This is a genomic window from Sulfitobacter sp. S223 (assembly GCF_025143825.1).
In the GTDB taxonomy this organism is placed as follows: Bacteria; Pseudomonadota; Alphaproteobacteria; order Rhodobacterales; family Rhodobacteraceae; genus Sulfitobacter.
The window spans coordinates 1392519-1408049 of record NZ_CP083560.1; the positions used below are offsets into that span (position 1 = coordinate 1392519).

Sequence of the window (15531 nt, forward strand, 5' to 3'; positions counted from 1 at the left end):
CCTAGGAACGCAGCTTAGGCAGAGCCTGCGGGGCTGTCCAGAGGAGGTAGGAGGTCAACCTGCGGTGGCGACGGGGCCTTCATCGGTAAACGTGATGCGCTTGCCCTCGGATATTTCGGGTTTGAACAAGCTTGCAATGATGCGAAGGGCGTCCTCCTGTCCGGAGGCGGCAAAACGGTGGGCTGACGCCACACGCAGATTGTTGACAAAGCCTTGTGCTGCATGGGCCCAGATCATCGGGTGCAATTCTGTTAGGTGTTCGCGCACGATCCAGTTTGCACAGGCGGCAATCTGGGCGCGTATATGGTCTGCGGCATCATTTCCCGAAAAAGCCTGACCCATGGTATTGGAGCAATAGGCGGCCAATAGGTTGATGGTATGCGGTTCCGGGCGCCGCTCGATGATATCACGCAGGCCTTCCAGAAAGAAGGGCAGGTCCAGCCTTGCGCAGGCTTCGTCATCTACGCTGATGGCGTCAAACATAACCCAAGTGTAGCCGCCTGCGCCCCAGACTGATTGCGTGCGGACAGCTGTGCGGCGCGCTTCCAGCTCCAGTCCCGCATATGAGCCATACCAACGGGGCAACATGTGTGTGCCAAGCGCGCGCAGCGGGCCGGTGTTATGGGGGTTCAGGTCAATCAGCGCTTGATAGCGGTCTGCTACCGACCGACTTTGGCATTTCTCTCCGCGCAGCAAGGCGCAAGAGGTGCTGGCCACCAATGCTGATTGCCTTGGCTCGCCGTTAAGCGATTCGACAATCTCACGTGCGCGGGCGAAATGGGCGTCGAATGCTTCACGGTTGCGCGGTGCAACCTCGACGTCCCAGCCGATGCCGCGCCAAGACCACGCCATGTCCATGTGCGCCTGTGCCACGATGCAGGCAATGACGTAGTTTCCAGTGTTTTCAGCCAAAATAAATTCCAACGCTTCAATGCCGCTAAGCATAGGAGCGTCTTCCGCCGGTACACGGTCAAGCAGGGCATGCTCGACAGCTAAAACAACGTCAGCGCGCGCCCCGAACGCCATAAGCTCGGCTACAGACATGCCACCGGGTGTCATTTTGTTGACGCTGTCTGCCGCTTGGATCAACGAGGTAAGCTTGTCCCAGTCTTCCTGCCGAACCAACCGAAGCGCCGTATTTCGATGGGTATCGCGGATGCGGTCTTCAAGCGTCGGATCAGGGCAGGGGATGGAAAGCTTGTTCAGAGCTGCGGTGGCCCATTCGGCATGAACCATCTCTTGTGTTTTCACAATCGGTTGAATGCTTTCCAGAGCTTCAGTCGGCGTCGGATCGGTAATTTCTTCGACCGGACCACTCTTGGCTTTCCGGCGAAAAGGAGATGCTTTTGCAGGGGTCACAGGCTGGCTTGAAAACTCGGCGCGCGTGAAAACGTCGGGCTTGGATGCCCTGATTTTCTGATAGAGGCCGGGTAGTTTGCTCAGCAGCGTGCCCATGTGCATCATAAGTGTTCCATCATCAGTTGGTGTTGTCCGGTTATTGTCAATTTTCCAGATCATTGGGGCGTGAAAATGGCGCGGGAGCGGTCTTGTCGCGATCATCGGCGGGCAATTGCCACACAATAAATGGCATAATTGGGCAGATTGTCGCGCTGTGGTGGTGGATTAGCCAATGATCGGCCGCAGTGTTGCGCGACAGATGACAATCGGGCGGTCGGGGCTTGGTTAACTGCTTGTCAGCTGTGTTGCCTGCGGATCATACTGGCGCTTATGAAATGTGTAGATACGATAGTGCGGTCTGAGTTCCGGTTGTTCGGACGGCTTGCGGTGGTGGGAATGCTTGCGTTCGGTGTGAGCGCGGGTGCGGCCGCGGCACAAGTTGGTGAGCTGATCCGCCCTCCGGCACGGCTCGCGCCGATGGTTGCTGCCCCTGTCGCGGTAGAGGCGCCGACAGCCTCGGCAATTGTCACTGCGCCTGTGGCTCCCGCTCCGGCGGTACCTGCTTTGGTCGCGGATACTGCTTTGGACGCTCCCGATAGTACGCCCGTGCCATTGATTGACGCCACCACGATCACCGTGCGCCCGCCTGTGCGTTCAGGCCACGTACCACGCACGCGCTGGCAGCATATGCCGGGACATGCGCTTTGGACCCGTGCAGCGATTTCTGCTCTCAAGGATCATGGCAGTCCGCTGGTCGATATGGTGCCGCGTGACATCAAGGATTGGTGCCCTGCCTACTCAACCAACGAGGACGCACAGCGGCGCGCTTTCTGGGTCGGGTATATGTCAGCGCTGGCCAAGTACGAGAGTACGTATAAGCCATGGGCTGTTGGGGGCGGTGGCAGGTGGTACGGGCTGCTGCAAATTTTACCTGCCACTGCGCGCGGCTATAAATGCAATGTGGGCACCGGCGAAGCGCTTAAGAACGGGGCCGCGAACCTAAGTTGTGCAACGAGGATTATGGCCCACACCGTGAAGCGCGACGGGGTCATCCACGGCTATGACGGTAAATGGCGCGGTGTCTCTGCTGACTGGGGCCCGATGCGCAACACGTCCAAGCGCCGCGATATGGCTGCTTGGCTCAAGCGACAGAGCTATTGTAAGCCCCGCAATGCCACACGTCCCCGCGCACGGCCCTAAGCGGTCTATCCCATCAAAGAGAAATGGTGCCTGCGGGTTTTCAGACCGGCCTCTTTTGCCAGAGCCTCAAAGGCGGCATGGGGTGGCGTGGCAGGGTAGGGTACGCGGATTTTGACGCCTGAGGGGCGCACCACACTTAGCCGCACCGACATATCCAGACGGGTGTCAAACCGCAGGTGATCGATTTCTGACAGGGCGATCTCGGCGTGCTGACGCCCGCTTTGCCACCGAAGAGTGTCAGCATCAAGCGTGAGGCTGCTGCGCGGATTGATGATCAAGTCGTAAAGTGCAGGAAGTGTGAACGCCCCAAGCACAAGCATCACAGCCAGCGCAGCGTCGAGCCAAATATACGCAGCCATAAGCATAGCCCAAACCAATCCGACGGTCAGGGCGGTCATCGGGCGGCGCCCTTGGCTTGTGTAAGTGTAGGGTAGGTTCATGCGGTGCGGAATATTCGGGCAAGGGTGCCCATGGCATCAGATTGCCGTGCGCTTGCCATGCCCTTGGTGCCGGCTGCCTTTACGTCACCGATCACATTCATCATTTTTCCGAAAAACGGGCCATGATCGAGCTGTTTCAGCCGTTTGGTCAGGCGTTCGAAAGCAGGTGTCGGCCCGCCACCCTGATCAACAAGCCATGGCGCTATCAGCATCATGTCCTGCGCCTCTTGCGGATCAAGCTGGAGGTGCTTTTTGACAGAGCCGACAATGATTGCATCCGCCGGGGCTGATTTATCATCCATCTGGGCGAAGGCTACCGCCATGGCGACAACGCAAAGCTCTGCAGTCGGGATGCTGGCGATGGATTCGACGTTGGGCTGGGCGTGGAAACCCAGCCGCTTGGCCGCAGCGCGTACAGGGGCGGGCGCATCAATTATGTCTCCCGCAATATGGGCTCCGTTTTGAAGGCGGCGGTAGGTAAAGAAGCCGACGGCGATGAGGCCGCAAAGAATGAGGATATACAGCATGGGTGTCTCGTTTTTCGGTTATCTGCCGCCAGTGACGTCTAGGGTGGAGCCGGTAATATAGCTTGCGTCGCCCGACATAAGCCAGAGAACGGATTGTGCGACTTCGTCAGCGCTGCCAGTGCGCTGCATGGGGACGTTGCCTGCGAGGCGACTGGCGCGGTCCGGATCACCGCCCTTTGCATGGATGTCAGTCTCAATCAGGCCGGGTGCCACGCCCATAACGCGCAGCCCTGCCGGGGCGACCTCATCAGAAAGACCCTTGGTGAAGATGTCCATTGCCGCCTTGGTGGCAGCGTAGTCTACGTATTGATTGGCAGACCCCAGACGCGCTGCGGCTGAGGTGATATTGATGATAACACCGCGCCCCAATGGCTCCATGCGTTTGACAGCCTGGGCGGCGACCAGCATCGCGCCGATCACGTTTACATCGAACATGTGCCGCAGGCGGTCATGGGTCAGCTCGCTTGCGCGGGTCGCAAGGCCCACAATGCCAGCATTGTTGATCAGCGCGGCAAGAGGGCCCATGGCGTCTACCGTCGCAAAGATCCGTTCTATCGCTTCCGGCTCGGCGACATTGGCCTGAATGATCTGTACCTTTGCGCCAAGGGCCGTACAGGCGTCTGCCACCGTCTGCGCCCCGTCTCGATCGCTGTTGTAGGTCAGCGCCAGATCATAGCCGCGCGCGGCAGCCAAACGGGCGCAGGCCGCACCGATACCCGCAGATGCACCGGTGATCAGGCACAATGGGCGGCTCATGCGCTGGCAATCCGCGTGAGCATTTCAGTAGTATCGCGGCTCAGCCCCGGTGTGTCCAGAATGCGAGCGACCTCAGCCTTGATCAGCGATTGTCGGTCCGCATCATAGCGTTTCCATGTCTGGAAGGCTGAGCACATGCGCGCAGTGGTTTGCGGGTTCACCGGATCAAGTTTGATCAACCAGTCCGCAAGCAAACGGTACCCTGCGCCCGAGGCATGGTGAAATCCTGCATGGTTCATCGCAAGGCTGCCAAAGACGGCGCGGAAACGGTTGGGGTTCTTCCAGTTGAAATCGGGGTGCCCTGTCAGAGCCGCCGCGATTTCGTGAGCTTCTTCCGGGTCGGCTTCGATCACCTGAAGGCCAAACCATTTATCCATCACCAGTCGGTCGTCTTTCCACTGCGCCTCAAACGCTTTAACGGCTTTGTCGCCGCGGCCCGCGCGGATCAGGTTGGCAAGGGCGGCCAGTTGCTGTGTCATGTTATCGGCGCTGTTGTATTGCGCTTGTGCCTGTGCGCCATCGTCGCTGCGCGTCAGAAGCGACAGCACGGCGTTGCCGAATGCCCGCTGTCCTGATTGCTGCGCGTTGGGTTGATAAGCGTCTGTGACCTGGTTTGCTCCGTAAAGCGCAGGCAAGACATCAGCCAGCTTTTTCGCCATGGCATCGCGCATCATTTCAAGCGCGGCATGGATGATATCCGGCTCTGGGACGTGGCCTGCATCAAACAAGGCTGTGGCCATATTGGCCTCTCCCGGCAGGGCCAGCATCAGTCTGCGATAAGCAGGATCAAGCGTGTCGTCCATGACAACGGCGCGAATACCATCCAGATAGGCAGGGTTGGGTCGCGTGCCCTTGGTCATCATGTCTATTAGCGTGTTGCGCGCCAATGTCCGGCCTGCCTCCCACCGGTTGAAGCTGTCTGTATCATGCGCAAGCAGATGCGCACGCGCGCCTTCAGACATGTCATGGTCCAGCACCACCGGCGCAGAGAACCCGCGCAGGATTGACGGGATCGGCCGCGCATCCAGCCCCTCGAAGGTGAAGCTTTGTGTGGTCTCGGTCATTTCGAGAATGCGGGTTGGCGCGACTTCGGTGCCATCAGGGCCAATCAGGCCGGTTGCAATCGGGATGACCTGCGGCAGCGGCTTTGGTGTGGCGGCACTGGGCGCAAGGTCTTGACGGAAGGTGAGCGTATAGGTGCTGCCGCTCCAGGCTTCGAACACGCTGACGCGTGGCGTACCTGCCTGCGAATACCAGCGCTTGAATTGGCTCAGATCGCGGCCTGTTGTGTCCTCGAACACACGCAACCAGTCTTCGATGGTACATGCCTGCCCGTCGTGGCGGTCAAAGTAGAGGGCGACCGCATCGCTATACGCCTGATCACCGACGAGGGTCTTGAGCATACGGATAAGCTCTGCGCCCTTTTCATAGACTGTGGCCGTGTAGAAGTTGTTGATCTCCTGAAAGCTCTCGGGGCGCACCGGATGGGCAAGGGGGCCTTGATCTTCAGCGAACTGCCGACCGCGCAGATCGATCACGTCTTCGATACGCTTCACCGGCTCTGATCGCATGTCAGACGTAAACTGGCTGTCGCGGAAAACAGTCAGACCTTCCTTCAGGCACAGCTGGAACCAATCGCGGCAGGTAATCCGGTTGCCGGTCCAGTTGTGGAAATATTCATGCGCGATGATCGCCTCGATCCGCTCAAAGTTTGTGTCGGTCGAAGTTGCCTGAGAGGCAAGCACAGCAGAGGAGTTGAAGATGTTCAGCCCTTTGTTCTCCATTGCGCCCATGTTGAAATCATCCACTGCGACAATGTTGAACAGGTCAAGATCATATTCGCGTCCGTAGACGTCTTCGTCCCATTTCATGCTGTCCTTGAGCGCCTGCATCCCGAACGCACATTTTGCCTCGTCGCCGGGGCGTACATAGAGGTTGAGCGCGACATCACGACCCGAACGGGTTGTGAACTGGCCCTCATGGGCAATTAGATCACCTGCGACCAGCGCAAAAAGATAGGCGGGCTTGGGCCATGGATCATGCCATTCTGCGTGATGCTCGGTTGTGCTGACGGGGTTGCCGTTGGACAAAAGCACAGGATGCGGCCCGTCGATGGTCACGGTGAACACGCTCATTACATCGGGGCGGTCGGGGTAATAAGTGATTTTGCGAAAGCCCTCAGCCTCACATTGCGTGCAATACATGCCGTTAGACATGTACAGGCCTTCAAGTGCGGTGTTGCCGGCAGGGTCAATTTCGACCTCGGTTTCCCAGACGAAAGGAACGTCAGGCACCGGACAGGTCAATCCTTCAGGCTTAAGCGTGACGTCCACATTCTGATCGTCGATCTTTGCGCTGATCAGCTTGAGCGCTTCTCCGTGCAGAAAGAACGGCTGCGCAGGCGCTTGCGGATTGGGGGTAAAAGTGATCCGGCTGCGCACACGGGTCTGATGCGGATCAAGGGTGAAATGCAGCGCAACGCTTTCTACCTGCCAGCCGAAAGCTGTGTAGTCTTCAAGATAAATTGTCTGCGGGGCAGCGTCGCGCATGGGGGGGCCTCCTGAGATGAACCGGTGCGGTTCGGTGTGTTCCGGAACCTTATGTCGTAACAAACGTTAGGTCTGCAACACCCAGCCTTCAAGGCCGGGGAAAAGCGAAAAGGAAACCAGAGTATGTCTGCACCTGACACAAACATTGAAAAGCAAGAGAAACACCACCGTCCGTCCCTGTGGGGCGTGAGGGGTGCCATGGCTATTGGCGTTTTAATTCTGATTGGCGTCGTGGGGTATACCTTTGTCGTCGGTAGTGTCGGGGATGGTGACAGCTCGGACGGTCCGACCGTAACAACGGCGCCGACTGATACGTATTCACCCGGCACTAATTCGTCTGACACACCTGTCGCGTCGGATTGAGATACAAGGCTTGCGATTGCCGCATGAAGGACGCCCCTCTGGGGCGTCTTCTTACGTTGGGTCTACTGTGTTAATGAGCGGCTATGCCAAAGCATATAAAAAAATCTGATTTACCGCAGAAAGTATGTCTAACCTGCGACAGGCCTTTTAGTTGGCGCAAAAAGTGGGCAGCCGTTTGGGATGACGTTCGTTACTGTTCCGAGAGATGTAAACGCCAGCGCGGCGGTGCGGCGCAGAAATAGGTGGCTGGTAAAGTAATATTACCAGAACCTCTTGCTAGCAGGATTGCTTGTCATTATCCCTTGCGAAACGAACTTTCCTATCGGAAACTTCCGAGAAGCACAGAGGATGGAATATCATGCAAAGAGTTGATCGCGATGGGCTGCAGGTTGATGGGCAGCTGGCCGACTTCATTGAACATAAAGCGTTGGATGGTCTGACCGTCTCGGCAGACGCTTTCTGGCGCGGTTTTTCCGAGTTGGTCCACGGCATGGGGCCAAAGAATCGCGCTCTGTTGGAAAAGCGCGAATATATACAGCGGCAGATTGATGGCTGGCATCGTGAGCGACAGGGCAAAGCATATGATGCCGAGGCCTATACTTCCTTTCTGCGTGATATCGGTTATCTGGTTCCTGAAGGCGCGCCGTTCGAGATCGAGACACGCAATGTAGATGCAGAGATCGATTCGACCCCTGGTCCACAGCTGGTTGTGCCTATCACAAATGCGCGCTTTGCGCTGAATGCGGCCAATGCACGATGGGGTTCGTTGTACGATGCATTCTATGGCACGGATGCGCTGGGCGATTTGCCCGCTGGCGGCGGTTATGATGCGGAGCGTGGTGCCCGCGTTGTAGCCCGTGCAAAGGCGTTTCTGGATGAAGCCGCGCCATTGGCCAGCGGCAGCCATATTGATGTGACCGGTTATAGTGTCGAGAACGGCGCGCTGGTTCCGGCGTTGAAAGATCCCGCGCAGTTTGCGGGCTATACGGGCGACGCCGCAGCGCCTGCGGCTGTGCTGCTCAAGAATAACGGCCTGCATGTAGAGATCAAAATTGATGCAGCGCATCCAATCGGAAAGACTGATGCAGCGCATGTGGCTGATGTGGTCATGGAATCCGCGCTGAGCACAATTATGGATTGTGAAGACAGCGTTGCGGCGGTGGATGCCGAGGATAAATTGGTCGCCTATGACAATTGGCTTGGCCTTATGCGCGGTGATCTGGCCGAAAGCTTTGAGAAGGGCGGCAAAACGGTCAATCGCGTGATGAATCCCGACCGGGTCTATACGGCACCGGACGGCAGCCAGTTGACGCTCAAGGGGCGCTCCTTGATGCTGATCCGGAATGTCGGTCACCTGATGACCAACCCTGCCGTACTGGATCGTGACGGACTGGAGGTCGGCGAAGGGCTGATGGATGCGATGGTCACCACTCTGATTGCGATGCACGATTTTGCACGCGAGGGGGGGAATTCGCTGACCGGATCCGTCTATGTGGTTAAACCCAAGATGCATGGCCCCGAAGAAGTGGCCTTTGCTGACGAGATTTTCAGCCATGTCGAAAAGGCGCTGGGCTTGCCTGCCAACACGGTCAAGCTTGGTATCATGGACGAGGAACGCCGCACATCGGTCAATCTGGCCGAGTGTATCCGCGCGGCGAAGTCGCGGGTGGCCTTCATCAATACAGGCTTCCTTGATCGCACAGGCGATGAAATTCACACCTCGATGGAGGCGGGGCCGATGGTGCCCAAGGGCGATATGAAGTCCTCGGCGTGGATCAGCGCCTACGAGGATCGCAATGTCGACATCGGACTGGCCTGCGGCCTGAAGGGGCGTGCGCAGATCGGCAAAGGCATGTGGGCCATGCCCGACCGTATGGCGGAGATGATCGAGACGAAGATCGGACACCCCAAAGCAGGCGCTACTTGCGCTTGGGTACCATCGCCAACAGCGGCGACGTTGCACGCGATGCACTACCATATGGTCGATGTCATGGCGCGTCAGGACGAGATCGCGTCCGGTGGCCCGCGTGGGACGCTTGAGGATTTGCTGACGATACCGGTTCTTGCCGGCCGCAATCTAAGCGCCGAAGAGATTGCCCGCGAGATAGAGAACAACGCGCAGGGCATTCTTGGATACGTGGTACGCTGGATTGATCAGGGGGTAGGGTGCTCAAAGGTGCCGGACATAAACGATGTCGGTTTGATGGAGGACCGCGCCACCTGCCGTATTTCGGCTCAGGCGCTGGCGAACTGGCTTCATCACGGCGTTATCTCAGAAGCGCAGGTAATGGCAGGATTGAAAAAGATGGCTGCGGTTGTCGATCGTCAGAACGCGGATGATCCGCTGTATCGTGCAATGGCGCCGGGATTTGACGGGATCGCATTCAAAGCGGCCTGCGATCTGGTTCTGAAGGGGACAAGTCAGCCGTCTGGATATACAGAGCCCGTGTTGCATGCGCGGCGTCTGGAGTTGAAAGCCGCAAGCTGACAGCAGGTTGAGAAGGCGGGACTGAAGGGCCGGCCCTTCAGACTTCCCGGGATATTTAGAGCCAAAAGAAATACAAGGATTAAGAAATGACTGTATCACTGAACAAGGCGCGGACAATCATTCGCAAGACGTTTGAAAAGGGGGCAGAGTTGGGCCTGAAGCCTCTGTCGGTGGTTGTGCTGGATTCGGGAGGCCACGTTCAGGCATTCGAGCGTCAGGATGATGCCGCACCGGGCCGGTTCGCGATTGCCCATGGCAAGGCCTATGGCGCTGTTATGCTGGGAATGGCTGGCACGGCGCAGATGGCGCGCGCCGAACAGCAGGCCTATTTTATGCAGGCGGTAAACGGCGTGTTCGGCGGACAGGTCGTTCCGGTTCCGGGCGGTGTGCTATTGCGTTCTTCCAAGGGGGCCGTAATCGGAGCTGTTGGCGTGACGGGTGACACGTCAGACAATGATGCAATTGCGGCGATTGCCGGGATCGAAGCCGCCAAGCTGATTGGCGAAATCTGAGCAACTGCTCATTAAAGTAGCGCGGGTGCTTGTGATACAGGCATTCGTGCGAATGTGGTGTTGAGGCCCCATTCGATCCTCGCTAGACTAACAAGAACTACTGTGATCACGGAGTTTAGCGCTATGGGTCGGCCAGTTATTGGAATTATCGGCAACAGTCATGTCTTGAACGATCAATATGTTGTTCATGCTGGCGGTATGATGAACAGTCAAGCGGTGGCGCAAGTGGCGGGATGTATGCCAATTCTGGTGCCTTCCGATCCTGCCCTGGTTTCTGTTGGCGAATTGATGGACTGCTGTGACGGTTTCCTGCTGACCGGTGGCCGGCCGAATGTGCACCCCGAGGAATACGGTGAGGAAGAGACAGAAGCGCATGGCACATTCGACCGTGCGCGTGATGCTTTGGTTCTGGCGCTGACGCGTGCGTGTGTCGAGACGGGCCAGCCTGTATTCGGGATTTGCCGCGGCTTTCAGGAGATGAATGTGGCGATGGGTGGATCGCTGTATCCGGAAATTCGCGATCTGCCTGGGCGGATGAACCACCGGATGCCGCCAGACGGCACGCTGGAGGAAAAGTTCGAGCTGCGCCACAATGTGCGCTTCACCTCCGGTGGTGTTTTTCACAAGGTCATGGGCGCTGATGTCGTGCGCACGAATACCTTGCACGGGCAGGGCATCAAGGCTGCGGGGCCGCGCATTGTTGTGGACGGTTACGCAGAAGATGGCACACCCGAAGCGATCTACGTGGATGGAGCACCAGGCTTCACGCTCGCGGTGCAATGGCACCCGGAATACGAGGCGGCAAAAGACCCGGTTTCACGTCCGTTATTCGAAGCATTCGGCAAAGCGGCACATGACTGGTCGGCGGGCGTGCGTCCCGCAATGCTGGCTCGGGCTGTCTGAATTTAGAAGGGCAGAAAATGGTCAGCGACATCAAACTGTGTTGACGCCGCTGAACCATGTAGTCCATCTCAGGCACGAATTTTACATCATCCCGCCGGCGATCTCGATGCTTTGACCGTTGATACTGCCGGAATCCGGTCCGACCAGCCACGCGGCGGCGGCAGAGACTTCATCTACTGTGATCAGTCGCTTGTGCCGATTTGCCTTCACCATCATGTCGCGCGCGGCGTCAGTCGAAATTCCAGCGCGTTCTGAAATGGACTGGGTGTTGCGGCTGACGATTTCGGTATCGACATAACCGGGGCAGAGTGAGTTAAAGGTATAGGGCTTGCCCATATATTCTTCGCTAAGCGACCGGATCAGGCCGATCATGCCGTGCTTTGACGCGGAATAGCAGGCCGCACCAGGTAGGCCTTTGAGACCGGCCATGGATGAAACAGCAATAACACGTCCCCAATCTGTGCTGAGCATGCCGGGCAGGCATTCACGGATCGTCAGAAAGGCACCATCAAGATTGGTGGCCATCATGTCACGCCAGAACGTCATATCAGTTTTGTGCGCAGCCTTACCCGTCGCGAGACCGGCATTCGGGATGCAAATCTGGACCGGACCGCGCGCGGCAACGGCGGATGCAATCTTGGCCACAACTTCGTCTTCGTTGCGTACGTCCATCGCCATCGCAGTCATGCCTTCAGTGGCAACTTCTTCCAGTACTTCCTGCCGACGGCCTGTAATGGTGACATGAGCGCCTTGCGCTACCAGCATCTTTGCAATGGCCAGCCCAATGCCTGTGCCACCACCTGTAATAAGCGCGTGTTTTCCGTTCAGTGTCATAGTTTCCTCCTCTTTTGCCGGAGCTTAGAGCGGGGATACTGCTGCCGATAGGGGCAGCAGATTTAACGTAACGGCAAAGGGGTGATTCTAATTCGAAGATCAGCAGCATTGTTGCGTAGGTCTGATAGTCCTTGAAATATTGTTTCGAGGTCAAATGCCGTAGGGTTTTTGCCAAAAATCTCCCCGACAGCCGAAAAAAGGCGCAAAACACTGCGTCTTATGTAAGGGGGGCGCTTGTTTGTCAGTATTCTGCGGGGTAGGTCAAATGATCATCTGCGACACGCCAGTTTCGGCACCAAACGCAAATTTGGGAGATTTTGAGTGAAGATCGGGACACCTAAAGAGGTATTCGAGGGCGAGCGCCGCGTGGCAATGACGCCCGACAGTGCTTTGCAATTACAAAAACTGGGGCACGAGTGCCTTATCGAAACAGGCGCGGGAGCGGCATCGGGTTTCGACGACGCATCTTACACGGCTGCAGGCGTGACCGTGGTCAAGACTGCTGCTGCCTTGTGGAAAGAGGCCGACGTCGTCGCGAAAGTGCGCGTGCCCAACACCACTGAAATGAAAAAGCTGCGCGAAGGTCAGACGCTGATTTCGTTCTTCAGCCCTGTGGCGGATGAAGCGAAAATGCAGGCGGCAGCCAAAAAGGGCGCCACCGTTGTTGCGATGGAGATGATCCCGCGCATCAGCCGCGCCCAGAAGATGGACGCGCTATCTTCTATGGCGAACATTGCGGGTTACCGCGCCGTCATTGAAGCAGGCAACAACTTTGGCCGTTTCTTTACAGGTCAAATCACAGCGGCGGGCAAGGTGCCTCCGGCGAAAGTTCTGGTTGTGGGGGCGGGCGTTGCCGGTCTGGCCGCGATTGGTACTTCCACCAGCCTTGGTGCGATCACGCTGGCGTTTGATGTGCGGCCCGAAGTGGCAGAACAAGTCGAATCTATGGGCGCCGAATTTGTTTACCTCGATTTCGAGGAAGAGCAGACAGACGGTGCCGCGACTGGCGGCTATGCCTCCGTTTCCAGCCCAGAGTTCCGCGAAGCACAGTTGGCCAAGTTCCGCGAGCTAGCGCCCGAAGTTGATATCGTGATCACCACAGCGTTGATCCCCAACCGCGAAGCGCCAGAGCTGTGGACCGAAGACATGGTCGCGGCGATGAAGCCCGGTTCCGTTATCGTCGATTTGGCGGCTGAAAAGGGCGGCAACTGCAAGCTGACTGTCATGGACGAGAAAATCGTCACGGATAATGGCGTGACCATCATCGGCTATACCGATTTCCCAAGCCGGATGAGCGCGCAGGCGTCGACACTCTATTCGACAAACATCCGTCACTTGATGACAGACCTGACGCCCGAAAAAGACGGCGTTATCAATCACAACATGGAAGATGACGTGATCCGTGGGGCAACGATTGCCCATGCAGAGGCAGTTACCTTCCCGCCGCCACCGCCGAAAGTGGCAGCGATCGCGGCCGCGCCGAAAAAGCCGGCTGTGAAAGAGCTGACAGCGGAAGAAAAGCGTGCTGCTGAAACGGCTGCATTCAAGGCGCAGACCAAGAACCAGGTTATCCTGCTGGGTGTTGGTGGTGCGTTGCTGCTGGCCGTAGGGCTTGTCGCTCCGGCAAGTTTTATGCAGCACTTTATCGTGTTTGTGCTGTCTGTGTTTATCGGATTCCAGGTGATCTGGGGCGTGGCGCACAGCCTGCACACACCGCTGATGGCGGTAACCAACGCGATCTCCTCGATCATCATTCTGGGGGCGCTGATGCAGATCGGATCGGCATCCTTCCTTGTGATCTTACTTGCTGCCTTGTCCCTGTTTATGTGCGGGATCAACATTTTTGGCGGCTTCCTCGTGACACGGCGCATGCTCGCCATGTTCCAGAAATCTTAAGGGAGCGCGGATCATGGATTTTGGTTTCACAACAGCGGCCTATGTGGTCGCAGCTATCCTCTTCATCCTCTCGCTGGGGGGGCTGAGCGGGCAGGAAAGCGCCAAGCGCGCTGTGTGGTACGGCATTGTCGGTATGGCTTTGGCCGTGGCCGCAACGCTGATCGGCCCCGGTTCGGGCTTCTGGTTGCTATCGGTTATTCTGATCGCTGGCGGCGGTGCCATCGGTTACCAGCTGGCAACACGGGTGCAAATGACCCAGATGCCGGAACTGGTTGCCGCAATGCACAGCCTTGTCGGTCTGGCTGCGGTGTTCGTAGGTCTGATCGCACACTTCGAGATGGGCCGCGTGGCCGATTTTGTTGCAAGCGGTGGCGACATCAAAGAGCTGGGTACTTTCGCAGCGCTGATCGCGAAGAAAACAACTGTAGAGCTGAACATTCTGCGGGTTGAGCTGTTCTTGGGTGTCTTCATCGGTGCTGTGACTTTCACAGGCTCCGTGATTGCCTATGGCAAGCTCGCGGGCCGTGTGACGTCCTCTGCTGAAAAGCTGCCGGGCGGTCATATGCTGAACGCGGCGGCTGCGGGTCTGTCCCTTATCGCGCTAGTTTGGTACTTCAACACCGGCGGTTTCTTCCCGCTGTTCATCATGACGCTGGCGGCGCTGTTTATCGGCTATCACCTGATCATGGGGATTGGCGGCGCGGATATGCCTGTGGTTGTGTCCATGCTGAACTCCTATTCTGGCTGGGCTGCTGCGGCGATCGGCTTCTCGCTGGGCAATGATCTGTTGATCGTTGTTGGCGCGTTGGTTGGTTCTTCGGGTGCGATCCTTTCCTACATCATGTGTAAGGCGATGAACCGGTCATTTGTGTCCGTCATCCTTGGTGGCTTTGGCGGCCCTGCCGGCGAACAAATGGCCGTTGAAGGTGAGCAGATTGCCATTGAGTCAGAAGGCGTTGCTGCGGCGCTGAACGAAGCTGACAGCATCATCATCATCCCGGGTTACGGTATGGCGGTGGCACAAGCTCAGACCGGCGTTGCCGAGCTGGTGCGTAAGCTGCGTGCAAAGGGCAAGAACGTGCGTTTCGCCATTCACCCTGTTGCGGGGCGTCTGCCGGGCCACATGAACGTTCTTCTGGCCGAAGCAAAGGTGCCTTATGACATCGTGATGGAAATGGACGAGATCAACGACGATTTCCCGGATACGGACGTCGCGATTGTTATCGGCTCCAATGACATCGTGAACCCTGCGGCGCAGGACGATCCAAACAGCCCCATCGCCGGTATGCCGGTTCTGGAATGCTGGAAGGCCAAGCAGGTGTTTGTGTCCAAGCGCGGGCAGGGGACGGGTTACTCCGGCATCGAAAACCCGCTGTTCTTTAAAGAGAACACGCGGATGTTCTATGGCGATGCAAAAGCGTCCTTGGACAAGCTGCTTCCGCTGATCGACTAAGGTAAGCGATGTGGCTGATTTCTTAAGGGGTCAGTCTGTAAACCACCTGAAACGCCCTGTCGGAAATAGCAGGGCGTTTTGCTTTATCCGTGTGGGACTAACGCAGATTTTGAAAACAACGCGCCGCAATTTCCGATAGGCGAAAAAGTATACCACGGTGCGCCCAAACTACTGTTATAAGAGGCTCTTCAACATTGAGCTATTGGCCGCTC

General features: G+C 57.4%; 14 protein-coding genes. 8 read left to right on the plus strand and 6 right to left on the minus strand.

Translation table 11 applies throughout. The features are described 5' to 3' along the window. Nucleotides 1-54: 54 nt before the first annotated feature. On the minus strand, nucleotides 55-1518 hold the full coding sequence (locus K3757_RS06695; RefSeq protein WP_260000379.1) for a hypothetical protein: 1464 nt from the start codon (nucleotides 1516-1518) through the stop codon (nucleotides 55-57). A 231-nt stretch (nucleotides 1519-1749) separates the two neighbouring features. Between K3757_RS06695 and K3757_RS06700 the strand changes: the two genes are divergently transcribed. Then, nucleotides 1750-2598 carry a lytic transglycosylase domain-containing protein gene (locus K3757_RS06700; protein ID WP_260000381.1) on the plus strand — a complete coding sequence of 283 codons (849 nt, stop codon included), beginning with the start codon at nucleotides 1750-1752 and terminating at the stop codon, nucleotides 2596-2598. 5 nt (nucleotides 2599-2603) lie between these two features. Here the strand turns inward: K3757_RS06700 and K3757_RS06705 are convergent, their stop codons facing one another. Genes K3757_RS06705 through pepN form a run of 4 tightly spaced genes read right to left on the minus strand, consistent with a single transcriptional unit; the run spans nucleotide 2604 to nucleotide 6870 of the window. Beyond that, complete coding sequence (locus K3757_RS06705) at nucleotides 2604-2996, minus strand: hypothetical protein (RefSeq protein ID WP_260000383.1); 393 nt, start codon at nucleotides 2994-2996, stop codon at nucleotides 2604-2606. A gap of 38 nt (nucleotides 2997-3034) precedes the next feature. After that, a complete protein-coding gene (locus tag K3757_RS06710) occupies nucleotides 3035-3565 on the minus strand; it encodes a hypothetical protein (RefSeq protein ID WP_260000385.1) in 531 nt (176 codons plus the stop codon). Between the two features lie 18 nt (nucleotides 3566-3583). Then, complete coding sequence (locus tag K3757_RS06715; RefSeq protein WP_260000387.1) at nucleotides 3584-4321, minus strand: SDR family oxidoreductase; 738 nt, start codon at nucleotides 4319-4321, stop codon at nucleotides 3584-3586. Then, nucleotides 4318-6870: an aminopeptidase N gene (gene pepN / locus K3757_RS06720; protein WP_260000389.1), complete on the minus strand. Its 2553-nt coding sequence runs from the start codon at nucleotides 6868-6870 to the stop codon at nucleotides 4318-4320. The genes K3757_RS06715 and pepN overlap by 4 nt, the downstream gene beginning before the upstream one ends. A gap of 123 nt (nucleotides 6871-6993) precedes the next feature. On the opposite strand from pepN, the gene K3757_RS06725 reads away from it, so the two are divergent. The 5 genes from K3757_RS06725 to K3757_RS06745 all read left to right on the plus strand — a co-directional run bounded on the left by K3757_RS06725 (nucleotide 6994) and on the right by K3757_RS06745 (nucleotide 11136). Then, complete coding sequence (locus K3757_RS06725) at nucleotides 6994-7233, plus strand: hypothetical protein (protein ID WP_260000391.1); 240 nt, start codon at nucleotides 6994-6996, stop codon at nucleotides 7231-7233. An 83-nt stretch (nucleotides 7234-7316) separates the two neighbouring features. Beyond that, complete coding sequence (locus K3757_RS06730) at nucleotides 7317-7475, plus strand: DUF2256 domain-containing protein (RefSeq protein WP_260000393.1); 159 nt, start codon at nucleotides 7317-7319, stop codon at nucleotides 7473-7475. Between the two features lie 116 nt (nucleotides 7476-7591). Continuing rightward, on the plus strand, nucleotides 7592-9721 hold the full coding sequence (locus K3757_RS06735) for a malate synthase G (protein ID WP_260000395.1): 2130 nt from the start codon (nucleotides 7592-7594) through the stop codon (nucleotides 9719-9721). A gap of 86 nt (nucleotides 9722-9807) precedes the next feature. After that, complete coding sequence (locus K3757_RS06740; RefSeq protein ID WP_260000397.1) at nucleotides 9808-10233, plus strand: heme-binding protein; 426 nt, start codon at nucleotides 9808-9810, stop codon at nucleotides 10231-10233. Between the two features lie 123 nt (nucleotides 10234-10356). After that, nucleotides 10357-11136 carry a gamma-glutamyl-gamma-aminobutyrate hydrolase family protein gene (locus K3757_RS06745; RefSeq protein WP_260000399.1) on the plus strand — a complete coding sequence of 260 codons (780 nt, stop codon included), beginning with the start codon at nucleotides 10357-10359 and terminating at the stop codon, nucleotides 11134-11136. 81 nt (nucleotides 11137-11217) lie between these two features. On the opposite strand, the gene K3757_RS06750 is transcribed toward K3757_RS06745, so the two are convergent. Beyond that, the gene (locus tag K3757_RS06750) at nucleotides 11218-11970 is read right to left on the minus strand and encodes an SDR family NAD(P)-dependent oxidoreductase (protein ID WP_260000401.1); all 753 of its coding nucleotides are present in this window, start codon (nucleotides 11968-11970) and stop codon (nucleotides 11218-11220) included. Nucleotides 11971-12291: 321 nt separating this feature from the next. Here K3757_RS06750 and K3757_RS06755 point away from each other — a divergent pair, with 321 nt between their 5' ends. Further along, complete coding sequence (locus K3757_RS06755; RefSeq protein WP_260000403.1) at nucleotides 12292-13866, plus strand: Re/Si-specific NAD(P)(+) transhydrogenase subunit alpha; 1575 nt, start codon at nucleotides 12292-12294, stop codon at nucleotides 13864-13866. Nucleotides 13867-13879: 13 nt separating this feature from the next. Continuing rightward, nucleotides 13880-15319 (plus strand): NAD(P)(+) transhydrogenase (Re/Si-specific) subunit beta, encoded by a 1440-nt coding sequence (locus K3757_RS06760; RefSeq protein WP_260000405.1) that lies wholly within the window; start codon nucleotides 13880-13882, stop codon nucleotides 15317-15319. Nucleotides 15320-15531: the final 212 nt, after the last annotated feature.

Coding starts and splice junctions, on each gene's coding strand:
- K3757_RS06695 (WP_260000379.1), bottom strand. CDS start 1,518: ATGATCTGGAAAATTGACAATAACCGGACAACACCAACTGATGATGGA.
- K3757_RS06705 (WP_260000383.1), bottom strand. CDS start 2,996: ATGACCGCCCTGACCGTCGGATTGGTTTGGGCTATGCTTATGGCTGCG.
- K3757_RS06710 (WP_260000385.1), bottom strand. CDS start 3,565: ATGCTGTATATCCTCATTCTTTGCGGCCTCATCGCCGTCGGCTTCTTT.
- K3757_RS06715 (WP_260000387.1), bottom strand. CDS start 4,321: ATGAGCCGCCCATTGTGCCTGATCACCGGTGCATCTGCGGGTATCGGT.
- pepN (WP_260000389.1), bottom strand. CDS start 6,870: ATGCGCGACGCTGCCCCGCAGACAATTTATCTTGAAGACTACACAGCT.
- K3757_RS06725 (WP_260000391.1), top strand. CDS start 6,994: ATGTCTGCACCTGACACAAACATTGAAAAGCAAGAGAAACACCACCGT.
- K3757_RS06730 (WP_260000393.1), top strand. CDS start 7,317: ATGCCAAAGCATATAAAAAAATCTGATTTACCGCAGAAAGTATGTCTA.
- K3757_RS06735 (WP_260000395.1), top strand. CDS start 7,592: ATGCAAAGAGTTGATCGCGATGGGCTGCAGGTTGATGGGCAGCTGGCC.
- K3757_RS06740 (WP_260000397.1), top strand. CDS start 9,808: ATGACTGTATCACTGAACAAGGCGCGGACAATCATTCGCAAGACGTTT.
- K3757_RS06745 (WP_260000399.1), top strand. CDS start 10,357: ATGGGTCGGCCAGTTATTGGAATTATCGGCAACAGTCATGTCTTGAAC.
- K3757_RS06750 (WP_260000401.1), bottom strand. CDS start 11,970: ATGACACTGAACGGAAAACACGCGCTTATTACAGGTGGTGGCACAGGC.
- K3757_RS06760 (WP_260000405.1), top strand. CDS start 13,880: ATGGATTTTGGTTTCACAACAGCGGCCTATGTGGTCGCAGCTATCCTC.